This window comes from Variovorax glacialis, assembly GCF_051216375.1.
Taxonomy (GTDB): domain Bacteria; phylum Pseudomonadota; class Gammaproteobacteria; order Burkholderiales; family Burkholderiaceae_C; genus Variovorax.
Map to the genome: position 1 here is coordinate 1 of NZ_JBPJZT010000006.1, position 26,243 is coordinate 26,243.

A 26,243-nucleotide genomic window follows, 5' to 3' on the forward strand; every position below is an offset into this window, starting at 1 on the left:
GGGGTCTGCAGGAGCAGTTCATACTCGAAGAGGCTGTTGAGGCCTTCGCAACCTGAGAGGCGAACGGGCTCGAGCGCGGGTGCGCCGAGAAAGACAGGAACGGCGGCGCTGCTGATGGTCAGCGTATGGGCCATTCTTCTTACGTCCCTAAAAAAAAGTTGCTTATCGATCGCCAGTGACAGTGGCGAGAACCTCCCATGGCCGAGGGCCCCGAGGTTCGCGGCGGAGCATAGCGGATCAGGTCATCGGCGACATGCTTTTTTCCAAGGATGGGTTTGCGCTCGAACGCCGCAATTTCTTATCGATCGCGGAAGTGTCTTGCCAACAAAGGGCGTTTACTTCGTTCGTGTTGTTTCGACGAGGTCACGTGGTGTCTCGACAAGGCTTCGGCGACCGGGGTCGCGGAGATGGGTCATGGCAGGTTCCCTTTTTGAATGCGGAAGGACTGAAAGCGGAGACCTTGGTCCTGCGTGTTGTCTACGTCACGTCGAGGTCCGTTGGGCGAATACCAGGCGTGGGGAGCGTTGCCTCCAAGCATCGTTTTTCGTGCCGGCCTAGCTAAAAGTCAGACCGCTTCCACGCCGGTAAAGTCGCCTGTCATGGGCTCTTCCGCACCGTTGCCGCCATCACCTGCCACGCCCTACGACCGCCGCCTCGTCGGCTGGCTCTCCGTCGGCCAGCTCATCACCTGGGGCAGCGTCTTCTATACCTTCGCCCTGCTGATGGAGCCTGTCGAGCGAGACCTCGGCCTGGACCGTGCGCAGTCGTCGCTCGCGTTCAGCCTCGCGCTGCTGGCCGAGGGCGTGATGGCGTGGCCGGTCGGCCGCTGGATCGATCGCGGCCACGAGCGGGCCGTGATGACAGGCGGCTCCCTGCTGATCGCGGCAGGCCTGCTGCTCCACAGCGTCGTGCAAAGCGCGGCGGGCTTCTACGCCGTGTGGGTGCTGCTCGGGGCCGCATTGTCGGCGACCCTCTACAACCCGGTGTTCGCGATCGTCACGCGTCGATTTCCGAATGACTTCCGCCGCGCGATCATCACGCTCACCTTCCTCGGCGGGCTCGCGAGCACGGTCTTCATTCCGCTCGATGCGTGGCTCATCTCGGCACTCGGCTGGCGGCACACGCTGTGGGTGCTCGCAGCCATTCATCTTTGCGTGTGCGCCCCGCTCCACTTCCGCGTCCTTCGCGGCGCGCCGATGCGACGCGCCAGTTCAGGTTCGGGCGAGCCGCCTGCTCACCGGGCATCCGTCGCGCACCACCTGCGCAGCGCGCCCTTCCTGCTCATCGGCGTCTTCACCGTCCTCCTCATGGCCGTGACGGCCGCCCTCCCGCCCCACATGGTCAGCCTGCTGCGCGGTGCAGGGCTACCCGAGACCTGGGCCATCGCGGTGCCGGCAAGCATCGGCATCGTGCAGGTGTTCGGCCGCGCCCTGCTCTACTTCTTCGAGCACCACTTCGACCTGCATTTAGCCAACCGGCTCATCCCCTGCCTGATCCCCCTCGGCCTCGCCATGCTGCTGGCCGGCGCTGGCCATCCCGCGGCCGCGCTGTGCTTCGTGCTGCTCTACGGCATGGGCAACGGAATGCTGACCATCGTCAAGGGCACGGCCATCGCGCTGTACGTTGACCGCGACAACGTCGCCACCCTCAATGGCGCCCTCGGCCTCCCAAGCGCGATCGCACGCGCCATCGCCCCCTTGCTGCTGGGCCTCCTATGGACGCCGGTCACTGGCTACACCACCGGCCTGTGGATCCTCCTCGCGGCGAGCCTCGTCGCGGTGCTAGCCCTCCTAGGCGCCCAACGCTGGAAATCCCAAAGAACCTGATCCAAAGAACCCGTGGAACCGGCTCCGCCGGGCCACCGGGTTCGCCCCCGGAGAGGGGGTGGAGAGCGACACGAAGTGCGCGAGCCTGGGGGAGTTCAGAGTATTCCGCGGCCTGCGAGATTGCGCATCAGTGCACCGATCCCGAAAGTCCACCGCGGCGCCTGGTCCGCATGCACGACGCGGTTGTCCAGCGCGCCGAGTTCGGGCGCCGAGATGGTGACCCGGTCGCCCACCACGTGCGTGAACCCCTGCCCCGGTCCGTGCCGGTCCTGCGTGGGCGCGAACATCGTGCCGAGGAACAGCATCAGGCCATCCGGGTAGGCATGGTGCGGCCCGATCGCCTGCGAGACGAGGTCGAGCGGGTCGCGGCTGATCTTCGACAGCGAGCTCGATCCTTCGAGCGTGAACCCTTCCGGCCCGACCACGCGCAGCCCCACCGTGATGCGGCGCACATCGTCGATGCCGAAGTGCTCGTCGAAGAGCCGGATGAAGGGCCCGATCGCGCAGGAGGCGTTGTTGTCCTTGGCCTTGCCGAGCAGCAGCGCGCTGCGGCCTTCGAAGTCGCGCAGGTTGACGTCGTTGCCGAGCGCGGCGCCGACCGTCTGGCCGCGGCTGTTCACCGCAAGCACGACCTCCGGCTCCGGGTTGTTCCAGACCGAGCCCGAGTGAATGCCGACGTCGGCGCCGGTACCGACCGCCGCCAACACCGGCGCCTTCGTGAAGATCTCGGCGTCCGGCCCGATGCCGACTTCCAGGTATTGCGACCACGCGCCCTGCGAGATCAGCACGTCCTTCACCTTCGCGGCCTGCGCCGACCCGGGCACGATGCCGGCGAGGTTGTCGCCTAGAACGCCACTGAGCGCGGCGCGGATGGATTCGGCCTTGGAAGCATCGCCGCGCGACTGCTCCTCAATCACGCGTTCGAGCAGGCTCGCGATGAAGGTCACGCCGCTGGCCTTCACGGCCTGCAGGTCGCAGGGTGCGAGCAACCACGGGTGCTGCGTGTCGCGGCGGGTTTCGTCGCTGTTGGCAAGCGCCGCTTCGAGCGAGGCGACGCGCGACGTCCGGTCGTCGCGCAGGGCCTGCCGCACCGCGCCCACGGGATCGTCGAGCTCGAACAACTGGCTTGCGGTCGCGGCGACGCGCGAAAGGTCGTGCAGTCCGCCCTCGTGCACCGCGACGAGCACCGGACCGACGTCCGGCAGCCAGAGACGGCCGACCAGGGTGGCGCGATCGGCGTCGCGAGGCAGGGACTGGGCGGGTGAAAGCATCGAGGTCATGCGAGGGTCTCCAGAGATGAACAGGCCGTTGATTCGGCCATTGCCCCGAATCGTACGGGACTGTCAGCGCGCCGTCGCGACCCGGCTCGCGGCCCGCACGCGGGCGACGCTTTGCGGCAGGTCGGTCCACGGCGGCTCCTGCGGTGCGAAGCGCGCGCGCATGTAGCCCGCGAGCTTGGCGATCTGCGCGTCGTCGAGGGCATCGCGGAAGGCGGGCATGAAGCCGAGGTCGCGCGAAGCGGGCTCGCGTACGCCGTCGAGGATCGTGCGCAGCAGGTTGTCGGGCCGCGCGCTCGTCAGGTTGCTGTTGAGCGCCAGCGGCGTGTTGACGCCGAGCAGCGTCGGTCCGTTGCCGTCGTGATGGCAGGCCGCGCAGGCGCTGTCGAACATGCGCTGCGCGGGGCCGAGCAGTCGGCCTTCGTTGCTGGCCGCAAGGGTGATGGCGCGTTGCGCCTGTGCGGTTGCGGCCTCCTTGTCCACGGCCGGCTGGAAGGAGGCTAGGTACGTTGTTATGGCGCGGATGTCGGCGTCTGGCACGGTGGCGAGTTCCCGCACTACCTCCGCCATCGGGCCGCCCGCTACGCCGTGTTCGCGCGCATGGCCGTTGCGCAAATAGCCGTAGAGCGCCTCCGCATTCCAGGGCACTGCCGAGGTCGAAAGCGCAGTCAGCGCCGGCGCCTCCCAGCCATCGACCATCGCCCCCGACAGGTAGGCCTTGCCGCCCTGCTCCGCGCCGAACGCATTGCGGGGCGTGTGGCAGGCACCGCAATGGCCGAGGCCGTTGACCAGGTAGGCACCGCGGTTCCATTCGGCGCTCTGTGTGGTGACGGACTGGACGGGCGACGGGTCGTGGAAGAGCGCGTTCCAGCCTGCCATGAGCGGTCGGAGGCCGAAGGGAAACTTCAACTGCGACTTCGGCGTTTCGGCGCCGACGGGTGGCAGCGACATGAAGTAGGCATAGAGCGCCTGCAGGTCATCGTCGGTGGTCTTCGCGAAGGCGGTGTAGGGGAACGCAGGGTAGAGGTGATGGCCGTCGCGCGAGACGCCCTCCCGCATGGCGCGCTGGAAGGCGCTGAAGGACCAGCGGCCCAAGCCTGTGTCGGGATCGGGCGTGAGATTGGTCGTGTAGATCGTGCCGAAAGGCGTTTCCATCGCGCGGCCGCCGGTGTTGATCGCCCCGCCTGGCGCTGTGTGGCATACGGCGCAATCGCCGAGTGCGGCCAGCGTGCGGCCGCGCTCGATGGTGGCTTCGCTGTAGACCGGCGTGCTCAGCGAAACGGGCGCGATCGCGGAGCGCCAGCCCAGTAGTCCTGCGATGACGCCAAGGGCCCCGACGACCAGCGCGCCCGCACCGACCCAGAACCCCTTGCGTCGCGGCCAAGGCGCCGACGCGGGCAGTTCGCTCCGTTCCCCTCTGGGGGAAGGCTGGGATGGGGGCACGACAGCGCCTCCATCGATCGCCCGCGCGCCCCCACCCCAACCCTCCCCCAGCGGGGGAGGGAGAGGATTCAGCGCAGCGCGCACCACTTCCGGCGTGAACGGCGGCGCCCGAAAGCGCACCCCCGTCGCATCGAAGATCGCATTCGCGATCGCCGCCGTGCCCGGCACCGACGACGATTCCCCCGCACCCAGCGGCGGCTCCCCCGGGCGCTGCATGTGCATCACCTCGATCACCGGCACTTCGCGGAAGTTGATGATCGGATAGCTGCCCCACTCGCGGCTCGCGACCACGCCCGAAGGCCTGACGCCCGGCAGCGACGCCACGTCCGGCGCCGACTGCGGTGCGAACTGCACGCGCTCCTTGAGCGCACGGCTGGTGGTCTGGATCACGTTGCCGTGGATCTGGTGCTCCACCCCGGCCGGGTTCACCATCAGCCCGGCATCGTGTCCAACGACGACGCGGCGCACATGAACCTCGCCCGTCTTTCGATTGACCTCGACGTCCGCCACCCACGCCGACCACGCGGCGCCGAAGCCCGGCCACTTGCTGTGCACGTAGCGTGCATAGGCGAAGCCCTGGCCGAACAGGATGTCGCCGCCGGGTCCGAGGCCGCCGTCAGCGTTCTCCTGCGGACCGGTACGCATGCGCCAGCCGGCCTTCTGCGCGGTCTCGCGCACGAGGTCCGCGGCGCGCGGATCGTGCAGATGACGCAGCCTGAAGGCGACCGGATCGACGCCGGCAGCGGTGGCGAGTTCATCGACGTAGGATTCGTGCGCGAATGAACTCGGCAAGGCCGACACGCCCCGCAGCCACGAGGCGCGCACGATCGGCGCCATGTCGTTGACCTTGACGCGCAGGTTGCCGTAGGCATAGGGAGGCCGCGCCGTGCGATCGCCCATCTCGAAGGCCTGCGCCACCGGCTCGATGGTGCGCGTGAGCAGCAGCGCGAGCGTCGGTGCGCCATTCGACGGGTAGGAGGTCTCGAAGTCGTAGGCGGCGACATTGCCGTCCGCATCGAGCCCGCCCTGGATCTGCATGAGCTGTGTGGCGCCCTTGGGCTCCCACGCGTGCTCCTGATCGCGCGTGAGCTGCACGCGGACCGGCGCGCCGACGGCCCGCGCGAGCAGCGCCGCATCGGCGGCGACATCGTCCGCGCCATTGCGGCCGTAGCAGCCGGCCGCTTCCATCCGCACGACATCGACCGCCAGATCCTCGATGCCCATCAGCTTCGCGAGATCGGCACGCAGCACGTGCGGGTTTTGCGACCCGGCCCAGACGCGGAGCCTGAAGCCATCGCCTTCGCCGGGCTCCCAGTGCGCCAGGGCGCAGGACGGCCCGATCGACGCGTGCATCTGGTAGGGCCAGACGTAGGTGCGCGGCATCGGCTTCGCGGCCGCCGCGAGCGCGCCGTCCACATCGCCTTCATCGACCAGCACGCGCTGGGTCGCGGGATTCGCGCGCAGTGCGCCTTCCAGATCGTCGAGCGACGGCAATCCGGGCCAGGCCTTCCACGTCACGCGAAGCTCGCGCAGCGCCTGTTCGGCATGCTCTTCACGCTCCGCCACGATGCCGACGAAATCGCGGATCACCACCACGGCGCGAATGCCGGGAATGTGCGCGATGGAAGATTCGTCGACCGATTCCAGCGTGTTGCCAATGTAGTCGCCGTGGTCCGCGCCCGCATAGGGCGGACGCACCACGCGGCCATGCAGCATGCCGGGCACACGCATGTCGTGGACGAAGACCATTTCGCCCGCCAGCTTGGCCGGGATGTCGACGCGCGGCATGGACGTGCCGACGACACGGTAGTCCGACGGACTCTTCACCCGCGAGACCGTGTCGAGCTGCAGCACCGAGCGCGCGCCCGCCACCAGTTCGCCGAAGCCGATGCTGAAGGTCGGATCGTCGCCCGCATGGATGCGCCCATCGCGCACTTCCAGAAGTCCGACCTGCACGCCGAAGTGCTCCGCCGCCTGCGCGAGCAGCCACGCCCTCGCCTGCGCTGCCGCATGCCGCAAGGGACCGGCGTGGATCTGGATCGATGCGCTCGCGATCGTCGCGCCCTGGTTGGGCGCGCGCGCCGTGTCGCCCAGCATCATGCGGACCTGCGCCATCGGCACGTCCAGCTCTTCCGCGACGATCTGCGACAGCGCGGTCTGGATGCCCGTGCCGAGGTCGACGTGGCCGTTCAGCGCGGTGACGCTGCCGTCGTCCCAGACCGCCAGCAGCACCTCCGGCCCTTCGGCGGGATTGCCGGCCACCAGCGCGGGCTGGCCCTTGGCCGGGGGTGGCGCGGGCGGCGTCTCGCGCACGATGACGAGCACGCCATCGGCCTGGAGGAATTCGCTGCGCGTGCGGGGCTGGTCGGCGCGACGCGTCACGTGTCGTCGCCTTTTGCCATCAGCATCGCGGCGCGCTGGACGGCGGCCACGATCTCGACATGCGTGCCGCAACGGCAGAGGTTGCCGGACAGTTCACTGCGGATGCGTGTCTCGGTCGGGCTTGGATCGCGCGCCAGCAAGGCCGCAGCCTGCATCACCATCCCGTTGAGGCAATAGCCGCATTGCGCGGCCTGCGCCTCCTCGAAGCCCTGCTGGACGGGATGCCAGCGCTCGCGCGAGCCCAGGCCTTCGAGCGTCGTGATCGCGCGCCCCGCGACGCCGCGCGCCGGAATCACGCAGGCACGCGCGGCCACGCCGTCGACCCACACCGTGCAGGCGCCGCACTGCCCGAGCCCGCAACCGTACTTGGGCCCGTTCAGGCCCAGGTCGTTGCGCAATACATTCAGGAGCGTCGCCTCGTGCGACGCCGCGAGTTCGACGCTGCGTCCGTTGACTTTCAGTTCGAACCCGGGCATTCCGCTCGACAGGCTCAGGCGACGTCGATGTCCGAAGACTGGATGCGCTTCACGCCCTTGGCCGCCATCTGCTTCCACGCGGCGGCGAGCGAACCATTGAGATCGATCGCCCTCGTCGCATCCTCGATCACATAGACATCGAAGCCGGCCTTGCGTGCGTCCATCGCGGTCCATGCGACGCAGAAGTCGGTGGCGAGTCCGGTGACGAACACGGTCTTGATGCCGCGCGCCTTCAGGTAGCCGGCCAGACCCGTCGCGGTCTTGTGGTCGGCTTCCTCGAACGCCGAGTAGCTGTCCATGTCCTTGTGGAAGCCCTTGCGGATGATGATCTGCGCGGTCGGCAGCTTCAGGTCCTTGTTGAGCGCGGCGTCATCGGTGCCTTGCACGCAGTGGTCCGGCCACAGCACCTGAGTGCCGTAGCTGAGCTTGGTGCTCTCGAAGGGCTTCTTGCCTGCATGCGTGCTCGCGAACGAGGCGTGGCCCGCCGTGTGCCAGTCCTGCGTGACGACGATGTTCTGGAACGCGCCCGCGAGCTTGTTGATGACGGGCACCACCTCCGCGCCACCCTTCACCGGCAGCGTGCCGCCATCGATGAAGCAGTTCTGCACATCGACAACGATCAGCGCCGAATTCGCAGCCGGCTTGATCCTCGCCGCCGCGAACAGCGGCGCCGAAACGCCCAGCCCACCGACGAGCCCAAGTGCCGCGGTCGCCTTCAAGAGAGATCTACGTTGCGAGTTCTGCATGTCCAACTCCTCAGGTTAAAAAATCGCTATCCAAGAGACACCCCTAAACCGGCTCCGCCGGTCCGGCGGTGTCGCCCCCGGTAGGGGGTAGGCGGCCACACGAAGTGGGCAAGCCGGGGGGCGAGCTCATACGCTGAGATAGGCCCGACGAACTTCGTCGTTGGAGGCCAGTTCAGCCATCGACGCGTGGTAGCGGATCTGCCCCTTCTCCAGCACGTAGGCCCGGTCCGAGACGAGCTCCGCGAAATGCATGTTCTGCTCCGACAGCAGGATGCTCACGCCTTGTGCCTTCAGCTCCAGGATCATGTTGGCCATCTGCTCGACGATCACCGGCGCGACACCCTCCGAGGGCTCGTCGAGCAGCACAAGATAGGGGTTGCCCATCAGCGTGCGCGCCACCGTGAGCATCTGCTGCTCGCCGCCGCTCATCCGACCGCCCGGCCGGTTCGGCATCTCGCCGAGATTGGGGAACAGCTTGAACAGGCGCTCGGGCGTCCACAGCGGCGCGTCGGTGCCGTCGCTCCAGCGGCGCGCGGCCTGCTTGCCGACTTCGAGGTTCTCCATGACGCTGAGGTCGGTGAACACGCGGCGGTCCTCGGGCACAAAGCCCAGGCCCATGCGGGCGGCGTGATGCGGTTCGCTCTTCGAGATGTCGTGCCCCAGGAATCGCACCGCACCGCGACGCTTGCCCAGCATGCCGATCAGCGCCTTGAGCGTGGTCGACTTGCCCGCACCGTTGCGGCCCATGAGCGCGACGACCTCGCCGCGACGCACGTCGAGGTCGACGTCGTAGAGGATCTGCGCCGCGCCGTACCAGGCGCACAAGGCCTTGGCTTCGAGCAACACTTCATGCGAACTCATGCGTGCTCTCCCACCGCGGCATTCACTGCGGCCGCTTTCTCCGCGATCTTCTCGAAGGTCTTGCCGCTGCCGAAGTAGACCTCCTGCACCTTGGGATGGTCACGGATCTCCAGCGGTTTGCCTTGCGCGATCAAGCGCCCGCGCGCGAGCACGATCATGCGGTCGGCATAGGCGAACACGACATCCATGCTGTGCTCGGTAAAGAGCACCGCCATGCCGCGGTCGATGACGAGCTGCTTGGTCAATGCCATGAGCGAGTTGCGTTCCTTGGGCGCCATGCCGGCGGTGGGCTCGTCCATCAGCAGCAGCTTGGGGCTGTTGGCCATGGCGATGGCGAGCTCGACGCGCTTCACGTCGCCGTAGGCCAGCACGCTGCAGGGGCGGTCCGCCTGCGCCTTCATGCCGACCTGGTCGAGCAGCGCCAGGGCCTCGTCGCGCTTGTGGTCCGCCGCGCGCCGCCAGGTCGAGAACAATTTGTGGTCGTGCGAGAGCAAGGCCATCTGCACGTTCTCGACCACCGTGAGCGACGCGAAGGTCTCGGCAATCTGGAAGGTGCGGCCGACGCCCATGCGCCAGATCTCGCGCGGCTTGCGGCCGACGAGTTCCTGGCCGTCGAGCAGGATCGAGCCGCGGTCGGCCTTCAGCTGGCCGTTCACCATGTTGAAGGTGGTGGACTTGCCTGCGCCGTTGGGGCCGATCAGCGCCAGAAGTTCGCCGGCTGCGAGATCGAAAGTGATGCCGTCGACGGCTTTCACGCCGCCGAAGGACTTGCCGAGTTCGTGGACCTTGAGGAGGCTCATGCCTTGGCCTCCTGCAGATCCGTACCGGCTTCGGCGCCATGCCGGCGATCGAAGAGCTGCTTGGCAAAGCCCGCGATGCCTTGCGGGAACAGCAGCACGAGCAACAGGATGATCCCGCCCAGCATGGCTCTCCAGTAGTCGGTGTTGCGCGCCACGGTGTCGTGGAGCCAGGTGAAGGTGACGGCGCCGACCACCGGGCCGGCCAGCGTCTGGATGCCGCCGAGCAGCACCATCACCAGCCCGTCGACCGACTTGCCGACACTGAGCGATTCCGGCGAGATGCTTCCCTTCGAGAACGCGTAGAGCGCACCGGCCAAACCCGCCGCGGTACCCGCGATCACGAAGGCGGCCCACTGCATGCGCTTGACGTCGATGCCGATGGCGTCCGCGCGCAATGCCGAATCACGGCCCGCACGCAACGCATAGCCGAAAGGCGAGAACAGCACGCGGCGCAGCCACAGCACGCCGAAGGCCACCAGCACGAGCGTGAGCCAGTAGTAAGCCCGCTTGTCGGACAGCCATGCGGAAGGCCAGACGCCCGTGAGGCCGTTGCTGCCGCCGGTGAAGCTGTCCCACTGGTAGGTGATGGCCCAGGTGATCTGGGCGAACGCGAGCGTGAGCATCGCGAGGTACACGCCGGACAGCCGTACCGCGAACCATCCGTAGACGAAGGCGCCGGCCGCGGCGACGAGCGGCGCCACGATCAGCGCAAGCTCCATCGGCATCCCGCTCGCGCGCACCAGCAGCGCCGCGCCATAGGCGCCCAGGCCGAAGTAGGCAGCATGGCCGAAGGAGTGCATGCCCGCAGGGCCCATGATGAAGTGAAGGCTGGTCGCGAAGAGCGCGGCGATCATCAGGTCGATCATGAGCACCGTCGTATAGGGCGAACCTGCCGTGATGAAGGGCATGGCCGCGAGCACGAGGCCGAACACGGCCGCGGCGATCAGGTAGGCCTTGCTCGGGCGACGCAGCGGCTCTTCCTGCATGCCCACATAGCGGCTTGGTGCCTGCGGCCGGCCGAACAGGCCCCACGGCCGCCACACCAGCACGACGGCCATCACCAGGAAGTCGACCACCAGCGTGAGCTTGGAGAAGGAGACGCTGATGCCGAAGATGTCGACCACGCCGAGCCAGATGCAGATCGCCTTGATCTCCGCGATGAGCAGCGCCGCGGCGTAGGCGCCAGGGATGGAACCCATGCCCCCCACCACCACGACCACGAAGGCCGCGCCGATGGTGTTGAGGTCCATCTCCAGCGTCGCGGGCTCGCGCGGCAACTGCAATGCGCCGCCCAGCCCCGCAAGCAGGGCGCCAAGCGCGAACACCGCGGTGAAGAGCCACGCCTGGTTGACGCCGAGCGCGCTTACCATCTCGCGGTCCTGCGTCGCGGCGCGCACCAGCGTGCCGAAGCGTGTGCGCGTGAGCAGCATCCAGACCAGTCCGAGCACCACCGGCCCGACCACGATCAGGAAGAGATCGTAGGAAGGAAACTGCCGTCCCAGGATCGTGACCGAGCCCGACAACCCCGGCGCGCGCGGCCCGAGCAGTTCGTCGGGCCCCCACAGCCACAGCACCGCATCCTTGATGACCAGCACCAGCGCGAAGGTCGCGAGCAGTTGGAAGAGTTCGGGCGCCTTGTAGATGCGCCGCAGCAGCACGACCTCGATCAGCGCGCCGAGCACGCCGACCGCCAGCGCCGCCAGCACCAGCGCCGGCCAGAAGCCCACCCCGGTGCCCAGTCGATCGACCAGGGTGTAGGCGATGTAGATCCCCACCATGAAGAACGAGCCATGCGCGAAATTCACGATCCGCGTGACGCCGAAGATCAGCGACAGCCCCGCCGCCACGAGGAACAGCGACGACGCGCTTGCCAGCCCGTTGAGCAGTTGAACGATGAATCCCGAAAAGCTCATTCGATATTCCTAGTCACTCGAAGTCACACAGCAACAGCAAGCCGCGCGCGCCCAGCCCAGAGATCCCGCGGATCCGGCTCCGCCGGTCCGCCAGGATTGCCCCCTCGAAGGGGGTGCAGAGCCACACGAAGTGGGCGAGGCTGGGGGTGGGCTCAGTCAGTTCGGGACTTCTTGATCTCCGCCGCCGACGGCTGGTACTTCGCGTCCGCCCCGTCGAGGTACACGTAGTCGACCATCACACCCTTGCCGCCGTCGTTCTTGGTGCGGCCCACGAAGGCGCCCATGGTCGACTGGTTGTCCTCGGGTCGGTAGGTGATCTTGCCGAAGGGCGTTTCGACCTGCAGGCCTTTGAAGGCGGCGGCCAGCTTGTCGGGGTCGGTGCTCTTGGCCTTGGCGATGCCCGCGGCGGCCGACTTGATCATGCTGTAGCCGACCACCGAGCCGAGGCGCGGATAGTCCTTGTACTTGGCCTGGTAGGCCTGTTCGAAGGCCTTGTGCGCGGGCGTGGTGATGCCGTACCACGGGTAGCCGGTCACGATCCAGCCGTTGGGCGCCTCGTCCTTCAGCGGGTCCATGTACTCGGGCTCGCCGGTCAGCACGCTCACGACCTCGCGGTCCTTGAACAGGCCGCGCGTGTTGCCTTCGCGCACGAACTTCGAGAGGTCCGCGGCGAACAAGACGTTGAAGATCGCGTCGGGCTTGGCATCCGCAAGCGCCTGCACCACGCTGCCTGCATCGACCTTGCCGAGCGGCACGGCCTGCTCGGCGACGAACTCCACGTCGGGCTGGGCCGCCTTCAGCAGCTGCTTGAACGCGGCGACCGCCGACTGGCCATACTCGTAGTTGGGATAGACGATCGCCCAGCGCTTCTTCTTGAGCTTCGCCGCTTCGGGCACCAGCATCGCGGCCTGCATGTAGGTGCCGGGGCGCAGGCGGAAGGTGTACTGGTTGCCGCCCTGCCAGGTGATCTTGTCGGTCAACGGCTCGCCGGCGAGGAAGAAAAACTTCTTCTGCTTCGCGAAGTCGGTGACCGCGAGGCCGGTGTTGGACAGGAAGGTGCCCGCCAGCATGTCGACCTTCTCGCGCGAGATCAGTTCCTCGGCCACGCGCACGGCGTCGCCCGGGTTGGCGTTGTCGTCGCGGCTGATCAGTTCGATCTTCTTGCCGTTGACGCCGCCGGCGGCGTTGATCTCGTCGACCGCGAGTTCCATGCCCTTCTTGTAGGGCTCGAGGAAGGCGGGTTGCGCCTTGTAGCTGTTGATCTCGCCGATCTTGATCACGCCCTGCGCGTGCGCGGGGACGAGGGCAGTGGCGAGCGTGGCAACAGCGGCCGCGCTGAAGGCAAGACGCAGTGGGTTCATCGAGAGCTCCTTGGGTTCAAACACAAAACGGATGATGCGACGAGTGGCTCAGCGGAGGCCGTCTTCGCCCTTGATTTCTGAAACCTGAAGGCCGCCGATGCGCGGCAGCGGACGGCCGCTGTCGGTGACGGCCACGGCAACGACGATTTCGTTGGCGCGGGGTGCATCCGACACGCGTGCTTCGACAGCGTCGAAATGACTGCGTACGAATGCGGCGTCCTTGTGCCCCAACGGCACGTCGATGGCAGTGCCGAGCGTGCCGCGCTTCTTGGCGGAAGGCACGAGCGCCGCGCCCTTCTCGACCGCCACGCGCAACGGCGCACCGAGCTTGGGGTGGAGGATGGCGGCGGCATGTTCGAGTTCGCCGGCTTCGCCGACGATGGCTGCTTTGCCGTAGCTCTGCGCTTGGCCCGGCTCGATGCCGAGCGCTGCAACGGCTTTCTGCCCCAGTAGCGCGCCGAGCTCTTCACCGATCGCGATCAGGTCGTCGAGCGACTCGCTGTAGCGGCCTGCATAGGGGTTCTCGATGACGGCGATGGCGACGGCGCGGCGGGTCGGCGGCTCGATGGCCTTGCCCATTTCCTTGCGGGTTTCGTCGACCTGGATGACGAGTTTGCGAATGCTTGCTTTCATGTCTTGTCCTGTTCAATGCAATGGCGAGTCCCGTACATCATTCCGGAAACACTGCGGAACCGGCTTTGCCGGGCCGCTGGTGTTGCCCCCGTGCAGGGGGGTTGGCGAAGCGACACGAGGTGCGCGAAGACTGGGGGGTCATCTCAACCCATCCCATTTGGTGATGTCTTCTGCGCGCAGGCCGCCGACGCGATCATGCACGCGGTAGCCGGTACTCATGGCCAGGATGAAGACGATTTCGTCCGCCGCCGGCGCGCCGGGCACTCGCACCTCGATGGCGTCGAACTGGCCGCGCACATAGCTCGCATTGATGTTGGTAAGCGGCACATCGAGCGTCGCGCCGGGCGGCCCGACTTTCTTCGTCGACGGCACGATCGACAAGGCATTGCCGGGCTGGCCCGTCTTCTCTTCGCCTTTGCCTTGCCGGTAGGCATCGCGATCGCCCTTCCAACCAAGCAGTTCGCGCATCGCGTAGCCCCCAGGCACGTGCCAGAGCGCACCGTGCTCCAGCTCGCCGGCAGCCCCCACGATGGCGCCCTTGCCGTAGGTGGCGATGCGCTCGACAGGCACATCCATCGCGGCGCGCAAGCGGTGCGCCATGTCGACGCCGACCGGATCGAGCAGCTTCATCATCGGCAGGATGTCGGGCTCGTAGCGGCCCGCGAAGGGATTGGTCAGCACCGCGCCGATGGCGCCACGCACCAGCGGTGTTGCGGCGCGCGGTCCGAACTCGTGGTGGATGTGCTCGACCTGGGTGAAGACACGGCGTATATCGATCATGAAAAGAAGTCCTGCTTTTCGTTAAGCAAATACTGAACCAACTGCACTCGCAACGCCGTCGCCCGCAATTTGCTGCAAGGTCGCCGGGGTCTGCGAGCTTAATGGCTGCACGACCCGCCATTGACCCTGGCAAACGAGCACGGCCGACCCGATGAGTCCATCGCGCCGAAGCATCTCGGCGCGGGCAACGCCCGCATCGAGTGCGCGACGCACCTGTGCGGGCGCGAGTTCCTCGACGTCCGTCGTGACGGGGATGTCGCCGAGATCGCTGTCGTCCTTGCACGCGTTGGCGGGCTGACGGTGGATGCCTGGGTCGTCGACGTCGACTGCGTTGGCGATGACGGTGGCCGCGGCATCGGCCTCGGCTGCCGTGGCGGCGAGCACGGTCACGCTGTCGGCGATGCCGAGCGAGAAGCTGCGGCCGCGCCACCCGCTGGTCGCGATGCCTCGCACGGGCATTTCGGCGGTGATCTCGAACTGCCCGTCTGTCGTGAGCGCCCCCTGGTCGCGCGGATCGAAGCGGGCAAGGTCCGCAAAGAGACCGACGCTTGCCGAATGGCCATGCGCGAGGTGCAGCGCGATGTCGCCGCCGTTGTTGACCCAGGCGCGTTCGATGCCTGGACGGTCGTAGCAGGCGATGAGTTCCTGTGCCACGGCGCCGGCGACCGCCGCCATCGGCGTGATGAAGCCCGAGCGAAACGGCACGCACGCGTTCCACATGCGCCGGGCGATCGGGCCGCGCAGGGTGCAATCGCTGCCGACGGGTTGACGCAGCAGCGGCAGCTCCGACACGAGTTCGTCGAGCAAGGTGCGAAAGCGCCGCCACACGTGCTCGTGCGCCACCGCCACTTCCACGGCATCGCCGTGCGCCTCCGCGACGATGTCGATGGGGCCGTGGTTCAGGTGCCAGCGGCCGCCGTCGAGGGCTGTGCGTTGGGCGGTCATGTCTAGCCGAGCATCGGCGGCTGGCCCAAGGGCCAGGGATTGGCCGCGTCCATGCGCAGCCATTGGCGCGCCAGCGGTGCGCCGTCGTCCTGCCAGGCTCCCCGGGCGAGCGCCTGTTCGAGCGAGAACACATGCTCCATGTGCCCGCCGAGCGCGGCGTAGTCCTCGCGCCGCATGCTGAACTCGATCGGCGCGACGATCGCCGGCGTGGGCACCGTGCCGAAGCTGTTGTCCGGCATGCGCAGCACGTCGGCCATCACGGTGATGCCGCCGCCGGGCCACACGTAGGCCGGTGCGCCGCCGCAGGTCACGTTGACCAGCGCACGCTTGATCGCGCGCGTGAGCAGCACCGGGTTTTCCGTGACGCCGGCGCGCAGGCTGCCGCCCGCACCGCCGAGGAACAGCACCGTGCACAGCGAGGGCTCGCAGTTCTCGCCGATGCGCTCCACGATGCGGCGTACGTCGGCCGGCATCTCCTGCTCGACCGGCTGCAACTGCTCGTCGAGCACGTACCACTGCGCATGCTCGCCGGTGGTCGAGGTCATCAGGAGCCGCAAGCCCGGCCGTGCCACGCCTTCCTCCCAGCCTTCGATGATGGAGAGGGGATCGTCGATGTCCGTGCCGCCCCAGCCATTGCCCGGGTTCGCGACCTGGAAGTAGCGCCCCGGCGTCGACTTGCGCCCGCGCATCTGGATGCCCGAGGCCGGCATGTCGAGGCAGCGCCCAGCCTGGTGTTCGGTGAGCACGCCGGTGATGTGGTCGTCGACCACCACCACTTCGTCGGCATGGCCGAACAACTGGCGCGCGAAGATGCCGACGGCCGCGGAGCCGCAGCCCACGCGCATGCGCTGTTCTTCCACACCGTTGACGATGGGTGCCTTGCCCGCCTGGATCACCATGCTCGCGCCGCCGTCGATCACGCATTCGACCGGCTTCTTGTTGCCCAGCAGCTGCATCAGCTCGGCCGTCATGCGGCCCTCTTTCTTGCTGCCGCCGGTGAGGTGGTGCACGCCGCCGAGGGAAAGCATCTGCGAGCCGTACTCCGCGGTGGTGACATGGCCCACCACTTCGCCCCGGTAGCGGACGTTGGCCTGCTCCGAGCCGAGGAAACGATCGGTGTCGATCTTCACCTTGAAGCTGCAGTAGCTGAAGATGCCTTCGGTCACGACCGTCACCATGTCCACGCCCTGCGCCTTCGAGGCCACGATGAAGGGCGCGGGCTTGTAATCGGGGTAGGTGGTGGACGAGCCCACGCCGGTCACGAAGACCTCGTCGGCACGAAGGAGATCGCCGTTCCAGTCGGGGTCGATCACCGGTTCGGCGGTGCGTTCCGATTCGTCCAACTCGGCGTTCACCCGCGCGAAGGGCACGAGCGCGGGAGATTCGCTCGCCAGTTCGCGACGCAGCAGCACCACCGGATCGACGCGCACCAGCACGCCGTCACGGTTGGCGTAGCGGTCGCAGGCGCCCGTCCGCCCGTCGGAGATCTGGCACAGCACGGGGCATGCATTGCATTCCACCTTGCCGGTGCTCATCTTCTCGTTGCGCAAGGGCGCGCGCCCCGTGGCCTCGGGCAATACCGGCATGTCCATGCCGGGCAATCCGTCTGTCTTCGTGTGTTCGGTCATCGCGGGCGTCTCGTGGGAATCAGGCAATGGGTCGTGCAACATCTGTGCCGAAGACCCTCTTGCACTGGCGCTTGTGCTGGAAGTGACGTTTGTGTAGCATTCCCTACACTTTCATGTGGCAATCACTACATTGAAGATCAATGTAGCAAACAGGCCCGATGCTTGCAATGGTGTTTTCGCGGGCACATCCGAGTCGCCGACAATCGGGGGTTCCCTTTTTCGTTCATAACCATTCCTGACCCTTATGAGTGCATTCAGCGAAGAACGTGTGTTGAGCGTCCACCACTGGACCGACCGCCTGTTCACCTTCACCACCACGCGCGATCCGGCCCTGCGTTTCTCGAACGGCCACTTCACGATGATCGGGCTGAAGGTCAACAACAAGCCGCTCCTGCGTGCCTACAGCATCGTCAGCCCCAACTACGAGGAGCACCTGGAGTTCCTGAGCATCAAGGTGGAAGAAGGCCCCCTGACCTCGAAGCTCCAGCACATCCAGGTCGGCGACACGATCATCGTGGGCCGCAAGCCCACGGGCACGCTGCTGATCGACTACACGCTCCCGGGCAAGCGGCTCTACCTGTTCGGCACCGGCACGGGCCTGGCGCCGTTCATGAGCATCATCCGCGACCCCGACACCTACGAGAAGTTCGAGCAGGTCATCCTGGTGCACGGCGTGCGCCAGATCGACGAACTGGCCTATCACGACCTCGTGACCGATCACCTGCCCAAGCACGAGATCCTGGGCGAGATGATCGAGAAGCAGCTGCTCTACTACCCGACGGTGACGCGGGAAGAGTTCCGCAACATGGGCCGCATCACCGAGCTGATCGAGAGCAACAAGCTCACCGACGACCTCGGCCTTCCGCCGCTCAATGCCGCCGAGGACCGCGTGATGCTCTGCGGCAGCCCGGGCCTGCTGGTCGACCTGAAGCACATTCTCGAGGCGCGTGGGTTCAAGGAAGGCAACACTTCCACGCCCGGCGACTTCGTCGTCGAGCGCGCCTTCGCAGAGAAATGACAGCCCCCCGGCTTTTCACTCGCTGCGCTCGTGTAACTCCACTCCCCGAGGGGGCGGCGCGGCTCGCCTTGGGGCGGCCCGGCGGCGGCCGCCTCCTCCTCCGCGTGCGCTGACCCGATGGCCGAGCGCAAGACCGCACCCAGGGCCGCGACGCGCCGCACCGGCGTGCGTGAAGCGGCGGCGCAGGCCACGCGCGAGAGCATCCTGCGCGCGGCGACCAAGGTGTTCGCGAAGTACGGCTACGACGGCGGCAGCGTCGAGAAGATCTCGAAGGCCGCGAAGTCGTACGACCGGATGATCTACTACTACTTCGGCAGCAAGGAAGGGCTCTTCATCGCAGTGCTCGAAGGCATCTACCGGCGCATGGACGATGCGGAGGCCGCACTCGATCTCGACGCCACGCGGCCGGTCGAATCGCTCACGGCGGTGATCCGCTTCGTGCTCGGCTACTACCGCCGGAACCCCGAGTTCGTCACGCTGCTGAACACCGAGAACCTGCACAAGGGGCGGCACATCGCGAAGTCGCTTCGGGCGCGGGAGTATTCGTCACGCGCGATCTCGATCATCCAGGAGATCGTTGCGAGCGGGGTTGCGCAGGGGCTGTTCCGCGGCGACGTGGCAGCGCGCGACCTTTATCTGCTGATCGCGTCGACCGGCTATTTCTACACGTCGAACCGCCACACGTTGACCGCTTTCCTCGGCGAGCCGCTGGAGACCGCGGAAGCCGTCGCGCACTGGGAAGACTTCGTGATCGAGACGGTGCTGCGCACGGTCGATGCGGGGGCTTCCGACGAGCCAATCATTCCACCCCACGCAGAGGACAAGAAATGGCAGAAGTCGCAACCGGCGCCAAGTCGGGCAAGGTCGTCATCCGGAACATAGGCCTGCTGCTCTCGGGCGATATCGACAATCCGATCCTCGATGCCGACACCCTCGTCGTGAACGACGGGCTGATCGTTGCCATCGGCAAGGAGAAGGACTGCGACCTCGAAGGCGCGCAGACCGTGATCGACTGCAGGAAAACCTGCGTCGCGCCCGGCCTGATCGACAGCCACGTTCACCCCGTCTTCGGCGACTGGACCCCCCGCCAGGGGCAGATCGGCTGGATCGACTCGACGATGAACGGCGGCGTGACCACGATGATTTCCGCAGGCGAGGTGCACCTGCCCGGCCGTCCCAAGGACATCGTCGGCCTGAAGGCGCTGGCCATCACGGCCCAGCGTGCCTTCGACAACTTCCGACCCGGCGGCGTCAAGGTGCTGGCCGGCGCGCCGGTCATCGAGAAGGGCATGGTCGAGAGCGACTTCAAGGAACTGGCCGAGGCGGGCGTGGGCCTGCTCGGCGAGGTCGGGCTGGGCTCGGTCAAGGCCGGCTACGAGGCCAAGGAGATGGTGGCGTGGGCGCGCAAGTACGGCATCCAGAGCACCATCCACACGGGCGGGCCCTCGATCCCGGGCTCGGGCCTGATCGACAAGGACGTGGTGCTCGAAGCCGATGCCGACATCATCGGCCACATCAACGGCGGCCACACCTCCTTGCCCGAGGCGCATGTGTGCGAGCTGTGCGAAAAGTCGTCCCGCGCGATCGAGATCGTGCACAACGGCAACGAGCGCGTCGCCATCGCGGCGGCGAAGGCGGCACTCGATCTCAAGTGCCCGCATCGCGTGATCCTGGGCACCGACGGGCCGGCCGGTTCGGGCGTGCAGCCGCTGGGCATTTTGCGCATGGTGGCGATGCTGTCGTCGATCGCGAACATCCCTGCCGAGCTGGTGTTCTGCTTCGCGACCGGCAACACGGCGCGCATCCGCAAGCTCAACTGCGGGCTGATCGAGGTCGGTCGCGCGGCGGATTTCGTGTTCATGGACCGTGCGCAGCATTCGCCCGCGGCCGGCCTGCTCGAAAGCGTGCAGCTCGGCGACATTCCGGGCGTGGGGATGGTGATGATCGACGGCATCGTGCGTTGCGGGCGGAGCCGCAACACGCCGCCGGCCACGGAAATCCCGGTAGTGGTCTCCGGCGCGCACTGATCGCCTCCCTCTCCCAGAGGGAGAGGGAGTCACTTCCGCGCGGACTTGAACACCAGATGCCGTGCCGACATGAAGTTCACCGCGAGCCCGGCGCAGCTCCCAAGCGCCACACCCAGCGCAGGCGCCAAGACGCCGCCCACCCAGTGCAGCGTCAGCACATAGACCGCGTAGTTGACCAGCGCCCCGCCCAGCATGGTCAGAAGGTAGTGCGCGTATTCACGCCGCAGCGACGAGCCCGACTCCCGCGCGGTGAAGGTGTAGCGCCGGTTCAGCGCCCACGTCGTCGTCGCGGCGGCGATGAAGGACACCACGCGCGCCCCGTACCAACCCAGCAGTGGCGCCACCAGGTACAGCACGCCCATGTCGACCACCACGCCGACCGTGCCGACGATGGCGAAAGACAGGAACTCCCGCCCCGCCCTCATGGCGAGCCGCGATGCCGCACGCCCGGAATCGCCAGGTAGCGCAGGCGCTTGGCTTCCTGCCGGCCGATCGTCACCGTGTGCAGTACCACGCCGCAGACGAAGGCCAGCATCGCCACCAGCATCGTGCCCGTCACGAACACGGCCGTCGGCAGACGAGGGACGAGCCCCGTGCGCAGGTAGGTGGTCAGCAGCGGCTCGGCGAGGATCACCGACGCCAGCGCGAGCACGCCGGCGACGGCGCTGAAGAAGAGCAAGGGCCGCTCGCTGACGAAGAGCTTGCAGATGGTCTTCAGGATGCGCCAGCCGTCGCGGTAGGTCGACAGCTTGCTCTCCGAGCCCTCGGGTCGGGAGCGGTAGAGCACCGGCGCCTCGGCGAAGGGCATGCGCAGTTCGAGGGCGTGGACAGTCAGCTCGGTCTCGATCTCGAAGCCTTCCGAGACCGCCGGGAAGGACTTGGCATAGCGCCTGGAGAACACCCGGTAGCCCGAGAGCATGTCGGTCAGCCGCCCGCCGAAAAGGCTGGCGACCGCGCCGGTGAGCAGCCGGTTGCCGAAGCGGTGGCCGCGCCGGTACGTCTGCACGTCCGCACCGTCGTCGACCCGCGAGCCCACCACCATGTCGAGATTGCCCTCGACCAGCATGCCGATGTGCTGGCGGATGTCGCGCACGTCGTAGGTGGCGTCGCCGTCGACCATCACGTAGACATCGGCCTCGACGTCCGCGAACATGCGGCGCGCCACGTTGCCCTTGCCGCGCAGCGCCACGTGCGTGACCGTCGCGCCGCACGCCCTGGCGACCTCGGCGGTGCCGTCGGTCGAGTTGTTGTCGAAGATGTGGATCTCCGCCTCGGGCAGCACCGCGCGGAATTCATCCACCACCTGCGTAATCGAGAGTGCCTCGTTGAAGCACGGAATTACGGCGGCTACGCGCAATGCGCGTGGGTCAGGGCTTCCGGTCATTCTTGTATTGGAGGTTGCGATAGGCCTTGGCGCCGTCTTTTTCATACATCAGGGCGAAATGGTCAAGGAAGCCGGGTTGCGCTTCGAGCAGCGGCGCATTGGCAGCGTCGATGGCGATCGCCCCGAATCCCAGTCCGGCAAGTTTGCGCGCGAACTCGTTCGGCGGCAGGACGATGAAGTCAGAGTATCGCCATGGCCCGAGCGCGTCGCCCCAGACCGGATTGGGCCCGTAGTAGGTCGCCTCGATCAGCGCGATCTGGTAGACGCGGCCGGTCGCGTGCTGGCGAAGGTAGTCCATCACCGCGTAGCCGGGCACGTGCCTGCGCAGCACCGCCGCGCGCGCCTCGGGTGTGACGGCGATCATCGCCAGCTTCCTTCGCGTCTGGTGGACGGAGAAGGTCAGCAGCACCACCAGCAGCGCCACGCCGAGCCAGCGCCCGGTCCGGTCGAGCCCGCCGCCGAGATCGCGTGCCGGCATCGCCCTGCGCAACCGGAGGGCGATGGCGCCGAAGATCGTCTGCCAGCCCACCGCGGCGGTCAGCGCCAGGATCGGAAGGGACGCGGTCAGGTAGCGCGGATAGCGCGAAGTCAGGCTCCACACGAACAGCGAATAGATGCTGAACACCAGGGCGGCGCGCAGCGCAGGGGAGCGCTTCCAGTAGGCGCTGAAAGGCACGGCCAGCACGGCCCAGATCAGCAGGTTCGGCGGGTTCGAATGCTCGTGCACGTCCTGGAACTGCATGCGGTAGTCCTGCATGTTCCAGTTGGTGAAGCCGAACACGCGGGCGCCGATGGGATTGAACGGATCGCCGGTCATGACGGCGTTGCGTGCATACCAGTACACGCAGGGGATCAGGAAGCAGACCAGCGCCACGGCCAGCACGCGCGGACGACGCTCATGCAGGAGCACGAAGACGGCCACCAGCGGCGTGACGGTCAGCGCCTGGTACTTCGACCCAACGGCGACGCCCAGGAAAAAGGCGGCGAGCGCCAGCCAGCGCGCGCCGTTCCGAGGTGCTTCGCGCCACCACCACAGGGCCACGCAGGCGGCGAGCACGAACAGCGCGACGCTGGTGTCGATCAGCGCGCCGGAGTAGTCGCCCAGCCCGAGCCAGATCGCGGCACCGACGCAGGCGACCACGCGGTTCACATGCACCACGCCCAGTCGGTAGACGATCCAGACCGACAGCCAGCCGGCGAGCGCGTTGGCGAAGTGCGGCAGCACGTCGTCGCCGACCATCAGCGCCGCGGCATAGAGCAGGTTGTAGTTGTACGGAAACCAGGGATAGCGCAGCCATTCGTAGATGCCCAGCGAGCCGGAGGCGGCCACCTCGCGCGCATACGGCAGGTGATACATCAACTCGTCGAATGCAACGGGCAGACCCAGGGGCGCAACGAGCGTCGGCACGGCGAGCACCGCCAGCACGACCATGCCCAGCTTCTCGAGCCAGGACAGCGCCGCGGGCAGCTCGCGCGCACGCACCTCCCGCAGCCAGGCCGGCGCCTGCGCCAGCGCTGCGGCGATGCCGATGCCGACCACGCCCCAGACCACGATCGCATTGAACGCGCCTGCGATCGCGGAAGCCTGGAAGACGCAGATGACGAGCCCGATGCCGGTCGCGATGGCCATCGCGGTCTCGAGCCAGGCATCGCGGCGCATCGGCACGCCGACGCGCACGAGCAGCATCCGTCCGATACCCCAGCACGCGGCAACGAACACCACCAACGCCGCATAGTGCGCGGCCGCAAATATCAACTTCTGAATAGGAACTCTCCCGCGCCGGCCCTGCCTGCACCGGCCGGCCGTGTCAAAGATTCGGTGCCAGCAGCCGCTCGAGATCCGCTTCGCTCTCGTGGCGCCGCGCGGCCTGATCCTGCAGCTGGTCGTGCCCGATCTTGCCGACGTTGAAGTACGTCGAATCGGGATGGCTCAGATAGAAGCCGCTGACACTGGCGGCCGGCATCATAGCGAGGCTTTCGGTCAGGGTCATGCCGATGTCCGCACAGTTCAGGAGGTCGAACATCGGACGCTTCACGCTGTGGTCCGGGCAAGCCGGGTAACCGGGCGCGGGGCGGATGCCGCGGTACTTCTCGCCGATCATGTCCTCGTTGTTCAGCGACTCGTCGGCCGCATAGCCCCAGAGGTCGGTCCGTACACGATGGTGCAGCGCCTCGGCGAAGGCCTCCGCCAGCCGGTCGGCCAGCGCCTTGAGCATGATGGCGGAGTAGTCGTCGAGGTCGTCGATGAAGTACTTCTCCTTCTTCTCGACGCCGAGGCCCGCGGTGACGGCAAACATGCCTACGTAGTCCTTCAGCCCGCTCTCGCGCGGCGCGACGAAGTCGGCGAGGCAGCGGCTCGGCCGCATCACGCCCTCGATCATCTGCTTCTCGGTCTGCTGGCGCATGCCGTACCAGGTGAGCGCAGCCTGGGTGCGCGACTCGTCCGCGTAGAGCACGATGTCGTCGTCGTTCACGGTGTTCGCGGGCCAGAAGCCGATCACGCCGCTCGCCGAGAGCCAGCGGCCTTCGATCAGCCGCTTGAGCATGCGCTGGCCGTCGGCATACACGCGCACGGCCTCGGTGCCCACGATCTCGTCCTTCAGGATCGCCGGGAACGGTCCCGCCAGGTCCCAGGTCTGGAAGAACGGGCCCCAGTCGATGTACTTCGCGAGCTCCGTCAGGTCGAAGTTGCGGAACACCCGGCGGCCGATGAACTTCGGCACCGGCGGCATATAGCCCGACCAGTCGACCGGCGGCTTGTTGGCACGCGCCTTCGCCAGCGGCCACAGCGGCACCTGCTTCTTGTTCGCGTGCTGGTGGCGCACCTTGTCGTAGTCGGCGTTGATCTCGTTGATGTAGTTCGTCGCCTGCTCCGACAGCAGCGACTGCGCCACGCTCACGCTGCGCGAGGCATCGGGCACGTACACCACCGGACCTTCATAGTGCGGCGCGATCTTGACCGCCGTGTGCACGCGGCTGGTGGTGGCGCCGCCGATCAGCAACGGGATCTTCCTGACGCGGAAGTGATCGTCCTTCTGCATCTCGCCCGCGACGTACTGCATCTCTTCCAGGCTCGGCGTGATAAGGCCGGAGAGCCCGACGATGTCGGCACCCTCAACCTTGGCGCGCGCCAGAATCTCGTGGCACGGGACCATCACGCCCATGTTCACCACTTCGAAGTTGTTGCACTGGAGCACGACGGTGACGATGTTCTTGCCGATGTCATGCACGTCGCCCTTGACGGTGGCGATGACGATCTTGCCCTTGGTCCGCACATCGCGGCCCGCGGCCTCGTCCTGGCGCTTTTCTTCCTCGATGTAGGGGATGAGGTGGGCCACGGCCGACTTCATCACGCGCGCCGACTTCACCACCTGCGGCAGGAACATCTTGCCCTGGCCGAACAGGTCGCCCACGATGTTCATGCCGTCCATCAGGGGGCCTTCGATCACGTGCAGCGGGCGGCCGCCCTTTGCGAGGATGGCCTGGTAGGCCTCCTCGGTGTCCTCGACGATGAAGTCGGTGATGCCGTGCACCATCGCGTGCGACAAGCGCTGCTGCACCGACACCGGCTGTTCCGGCGTGCCGCGCCATTCGAGCTTCTTGCTCTCGTCCTTGGCGCCGCTCTTCGCGGTCTCCGCCACTTCGACCAGGCGCTCGCCGGCATCGGGACGGCGGTTGAGCACCACGTCCTCCACGCGCTCGCGCAGTTCGGGCTCGAGGTCGTCGTAGACGCCGACCATGCCGGCGTTGACGATGCCCATGTCCATGCCCGCCTTGATCGCGTGGTACAGGAACACGGTGTGGATCGCTTCGCGCACCGGGTCGTTGCCGCGGAAGCTGAAGCTCACGTTCGAGACACCGCCCGACACCTTCGCGCCCGGCAGGTTTTCCTTGATCCAGCGCGTGGCGTTGATGAAGTCGACCGCGTAGTTGTTGTGCTCCTCGATGCCGGTGGCGATCGCGAAGATGTTCGGGTCGAAGATGATGTCCTCGGGCGGGAAGTCGATCTCGTCGACGAGGATGCGGTAGGCGCGCTCGCAGATCTCGATCTTGCGTTCGTAGGTGTCGGCCTGGCCCTTCTCGTCGAAGGCCATGACGACCGCGGCCGCACCGTAGCGGCGCAGGAGGCGGGCCTGGTGGCGGAACTGGTCCTCGCCCTCCTTCATGCTGATCGAGTTCACGATGCCCTTGCCCTGGATGCAGCGCAGGCCGGCCTCGATCACTTCCCACTTGGAGCTGTCGACCATGATCGGCACGCGTGCGATGTCGGGCTCGCTGGCGATCAGGTTCAGGAAGCGCACCATCGCGGCCTTGCTGTCGAGCATGGCCTCGTCCATGTTGATGTCGATCACCTGCGCGCCGTTCTCGACCTGCTGGCGCGCCACGGCGAGGGCTTCCTCGAACTGGCCGTTGAGGATCATCCGCGCGAAGGCCTTGGAGCCGGTGACGTTGGTGCGCTCGCCGATGTTGACGAACAGCGCGCCCTCGCCGATCTGCACCGGCTCGAGGCCGGACAGCTTCATCGGGGGGACGAGGACGGGAGAGGAATCGGAGGACATGGGCTCACCTGCAGGACGTTCGAATCAGGCGAGCGTCGTTGCCACAATGCTCACCCCCAGGCTTCGCGCACTGCGTGTCGCTTTCACCTACCCCCTGCTAGGGGCGATGCCTGCAGCCTGGCGAAGCCGGTTCTGCGGTATCTCTGGGCTGGGACGCGAGTTGTGTGCGGAGCATGGAGATGAC

General features: G+C 67.1%; 20 protein-coding genes. 4 read left to right on the forward strand and 16 right to left on the reverse strand.

The window, feature by feature from the left end; genetic code table 11:
• Positions 1-599 precede the first annotated feature (599 nt).
• Complete coding sequence (locus ACSFBL_RS16935; RefSeq protein ID WP_435516959.1) at positions 600-1,826, forward strand: MFS transporter; 1,227 nt, start codon at positions 600-602, stop codon at positions 1,824-1,826.
• Between the two features lie 95 nt (positions 1,827-1,921).
• Here the strand turns inward: ACSFBL_RS16935 and ACSFBL_RS16940 are convergent, their stop codons facing one another.
• The 12 genes from ACSFBL_RS16940 to ACSFBL_RS16995 form a co-directional block, all read right to left on the reverse strand.
• Positions 1,922-3,106, reverse strand: a complete 1,185-nt coding sequence (locus tag ACSFBL_RS16940) for a fumarylacetoacetate hydrolase family protein (protein ID WP_435516960.1) — start codon at positions 3,104-3,106, stop codon at positions 1,922-1,924.
• A 63-nt stretch (positions 3,107-3,169) separates the two neighbouring features.
• On the reverse strand, positions 3,170-6,928 hold the full coding sequence (locus tag ACSFBL_RS16945; RefSeq protein ID WP_435516961.1) for a molybdopterin cofactor-binding domain-containing protein: 3,759 nt from the start codon (positions 6,926-6,928) through the stop codon (positions 3,170-3,172).
• A complete protein-coding gene (locus ACSFBL_RS16950) occupies positions 6,925-7,404 on the reverse strand; it encodes a (2Fe-2S)-binding protein (protein ID WP_435516962.1) in 480 nt (159 codons plus the stop codon). Before ACSFBL_RS16950 ends, ACSFBL_RS16945 begins: the two co-directional genes overlap by 4 nt.
• A gap of 14 nt (positions 7,405-7,418) precedes the next feature.
• A complete protein-coding gene (gene pncA, locus ACSFBL_RS16955) occupies positions 7,419-8,150 on the reverse strand; it encodes a bifunctional nicotinamidase/pyrazinamidase (protein WP_435516963.1) in 732 nt (243 codons plus the stop codon).
• A gap of 126 nt (positions 8,151-8,276) precedes the next feature.
• Positions 8,277-9,011, reverse strand: a complete 735-nt coding sequence (locus ACSFBL_RS16960; protein ID WP_435516964.1) for an ABC transporter ATP-binding protein — start codon at positions 9,009-9,011, stop codon at positions 8,277-8,279.
• The gene (locus ACSFBL_RS16965; RefSeq protein WP_435516965.1) at positions 9,008-9,811 is read right to left on the reverse strand and encodes an ABC transporter ATP-binding protein; all 804 of its coding nucleotides are present in this window, start codon (positions 9,809-9,811) and stop codon (positions 9,008-9,010) included. Before ACSFBL_RS16965 ends, ACSFBL_RS16960 begins: the two co-directional genes overlap by 4 nt.
• Positions 9,808-11,724, reverse strand: a complete 1,917-nt coding sequence (locus ACSFBL_RS16970) for an ABC transporter permease (protein WP_435516966.1) — start codon at positions 11,722-11,724, stop codon at positions 9,808-9,810. The genes ACSFBL_RS16965 and ACSFBL_RS16970 overlap by 4 nt, the downstream gene beginning before the upstream one ends.
• Positions 11,725-11,876: 152 nt before the next feature.
• Positions 11,877-13,085 (reverse strand): ABC transporter substrate-binding protein, encoded by a 1,209-nt coding sequence (locus ACSFBL_RS16975; protein ID WP_435516967.1) that lies wholly within the window; start codon positions 13,083-13,085, stop codon positions 11,877-11,879.
• A gap of 48 nt (positions 13,086-13,133) precedes the next feature.
• On the reverse strand, positions 13,134-13,718 hold the full coding sequence (locus ACSFBL_RS16980; protein WP_435516968.1) for an amino acid synthesis family protein: 585 nt from the start codon (positions 13,716-13,718) through the stop codon (positions 13,134-13,136).
• Between the two features lie 138 nt (positions 13,719-13,856).
• On the reverse strand, positions 13,857-14,498 hold the full coding sequence (locus ACSFBL_RS16985; RefSeq protein ID WP_435516969.1) for an amino acid synthesis family protein: 642 nt from the start codon (positions 14,496-14,498) through the stop codon (positions 13,857-13,859).
• 21 nt (positions 14,499-14,519) lie between these two features.
• Entirely contained in the window at positions 14,520-15,443 is a 924-nt protein-coding gene (locus ACSFBL_RS16990; RefSeq protein WP_435516970.1) for a UPF0280 family protein, read from the reverse strand.
• 2 nt (positions 15,444-15,445) lie between these two features.
• Positions 15,446-17,071 carry a 6-hydroxynicotinate reductase gene (locus ACSFBL_RS16995; RefSeq protein ID WP_435516971.1) on the reverse strand — a complete coding sequence of 542 codons (1,626 nt, stop codon included), beginning with the start codon at positions 17,069-17,071 and terminating at the stop codon, positions 15,446-15,448.
• A gap of 244 nt (positions 17,072-17,315) precedes the next feature.
• Between ACSFBL_RS16995 and ACSFBL_RS17000 the strand changes: the two genes are divergently transcribed.
• From ACSFBL_RS17000 to ACSFBL_RS17010, 3 genes are all read left to right on the forward strand, one after another.
• Positions 17,316-18,089 carry a ferredoxin--NADP reductase gene (locus tag ACSFBL_RS17000; RefSeq protein WP_286372135.1) on the forward strand — a complete coding sequence of 258 codons (774 nt, stop codon included), beginning with the start codon at positions 17,316-17,318 and terminating at the stop codon, positions 18,087-18,089.
• Positions 18,090-18,206: 117 nt separating this feature from the next.
• Positions 18,207-18,971, forward strand: coding sequence for a TetR/AcrR family transcriptional regulator (locus ACSFBL_RS17005; protein ID WP_435516972.1), 765 nt, complete (start codon positions 18,207-18,209; stop codon positions 18,969-18,971).
• Complete coding sequence (locus ACSFBL_RS17010; RefSeq protein ID WP_435516973.1) at positions 18,917-20,116, forward strand: amidohydrolase family protein; 1,200 nt, start codon at positions 18,917-18,919, stop codon at positions 20,114-20,116. Before ACSFBL_RS17005 ends, ACSFBL_RS17010 begins: the two co-directional genes overlap by 55 nt.
• 29 nt (positions 20,117-20,145) lie before the next feature.
• Here ACSFBL_RS17010 and ACSFBL_RS17015 read toward each other — a convergent pair whose 3' ends face one another.
• From ACSFBL_RS17015 to metH, 4 genes are read right to left on the reverse strand one after another with little or no spacing between them, the layout of a single operon-like run.
• Positions 20,146-20,541 (reverse strand): GtrA family protein, encoded by a 396-nt coding sequence (locus ACSFBL_RS17015; protein WP_435516974.1) that lies wholly within the window; start codon positions 20,539-20,541, stop codon positions 20,146-20,148.
• Positions 20,538-21,500, reverse strand: a complete 963-nt coding sequence (locus tag ACSFBL_RS17020) for a glycosyltransferase family 2 protein (RefSeq protein ID WP_435516975.1) — start codon at positions 21,498-21,500, stop codon at positions 20,538-20,540. Before ACSFBL_RS17020 ends, ACSFBL_RS17015 begins: the two co-directional genes overlap by 4 nt.
• Positions 21,484-23,256, reverse strand: a complete 1,773-nt coding sequence (locus tag ACSFBL_RS17025; RefSeq protein WP_435516976.1) for an ArnT family glycosyltransferase — start codon at positions 23,254-23,256, stop codon at positions 21,484-21,486. Before ACSFBL_RS17025 ends, ACSFBL_RS17020 begins: the two co-directional genes overlap by 17 nt.
• Positions 23,257-23,308: 52 nt before the next feature.
• Positions 23,309-26,059: a methionine synthase gene (gene metH, locus ACSFBL_RS17030; RefSeq protein ID WP_435516977.1), complete on the reverse strand. Its 2,751-nt coding sequence runs from the start codon at positions 26,057-26,059 to the stop codon at positions 23,309-23,311.
• Positions 26,060-26,243 lie beyond the last annotated feature (184 nt).

Bases quoted from the DNA above. Each gene is read 5' to 3' on its own strand.
- ACSFBL_RS16970 (WP_435516966.1), bottom strand. From the start codon at position 11,724: ATGAGCTTTTCGGGATTCATCGTTCAACTGCTCAACGGGCTGGCAAGC.
- ACSFBL_RS17015 (WP_435516974.1), bottom strand. From the start codon at position 20,541: ATGAGGGCGGGGCGGGAGTTCCTGTCTTTCGCCATCGTCGGCACGGTC.
- ACSFBL_RS16950 (WP_435516962.1), bottom strand. From the start codon at position 7,404: ATGCCCGGGTTCGAACTGAAAGTCAACGGACGCAGCGTCGAACTCGCG.
- ACSFBL_RS16980 (WP_435516968.1), bottom strand. From the start codon at position 13,718: ATGAAAGCAAGCATTCGCAAACTCGTCATCCAGGTCGACGAAACCCGC.
- ACSFBL_RS16975 (WP_435516967.1), bottom strand. From the start codon at position 13,085: ATGAACCCACTGCGTCTTGCCTTCAGCGCGGCCGCTGTTGCCACGCTC.
- metH (WP_435516977.1), bottom strand. From the start codon at position 26,059: ATGTCCTCCGATTCCTCTCCCGTCCTCGTCCCCCCGATGAAGCTGTCC.
- ACSFBL_RS16965 (WP_435516965.1), bottom strand. From the start codon at position 9,811: ATGAGCCTCCTCAAGGTCCACGAACTCGGCAAGTCCTTCGGCGGCGTG.
- ACSFBL_RS16995 (WP_435516971.1), bottom strand. From the start codon at position 17,071: ATGACCGAACACACGAAGACAGACGGATTGCCCGGCATGGACATGCCG.
- ACSFBL_RS17020 (WP_435516975.1), bottom strand. From the start codon at position 21,500: ATGACCGGAAGCCCTGACCCACGCGCATTGCGCGTAGCCGCCGTAATT.
- ACSFBL_RS16940 (WP_435516960.1), bottom strand. From the start codon at position 3,106: ATGACCTCGATGCTTTCACCCGCCCAGTCCCTGCCTCGCGACGCCGAT.
- ACSFBL_RS16935 (WP_435516959.1), top strand. From the start codon at position 600: ATGGGCTCTTCCGCACCGTTGCCGCCATCACCTGCCACGCCCTACGAC.
- ACSFBL_RS17000 (WP_286372135.1), top strand. From the start codon at position 17,316: ATGAGTGCATTCAGCGAAGAACGTGTGTTGAGCGTCCACCACTGGACC.
- ACSFBL_RS16990 (WP_435516970.1), bottom strand. From the start codon at position 15,443: ATGACCGCCCAACGCACAGCCCTCGACGGCGGCCGCTGGCACCTGAAC.
- ACSFBL_RS16960 (WP_435516964.1), bottom strand. From the start codon at position 9,011: ATGAGTTCGCATGAAGTGTTGCTCGAAGCCAAGGCCTTGTGCGCCTGG.
- ACSFBL_RS17005 (WP_435516972.1), top strand. From the start codon at position 18,207: ATGGCCGAGCGCAAGACCGCACCCAGGGCCGCGACGCGCCGCACCGGC.
- pncA (WP_435516963.1), bottom strand. From the start codon at position 8,150: ATGCAGAACTCGCAACGTAGATCTCTCTTGAAGGCGACCGCGGCACTT.
- ACSFBL_RS17010 (WP_435516973.1), top strand. From the start codon at position 18,917: ATGGCAGAAGTCGCAACCGGCGCCAAGTCGGGCAAGGTCGTCATCCGG.
- ACSFBL_RS16985 (WP_435516969.1), bottom strand. From the start codon at position 14,498: ATGATCGATATACGCCGTGTCTTCACCCAGGTCGAGCACATCCACCAC.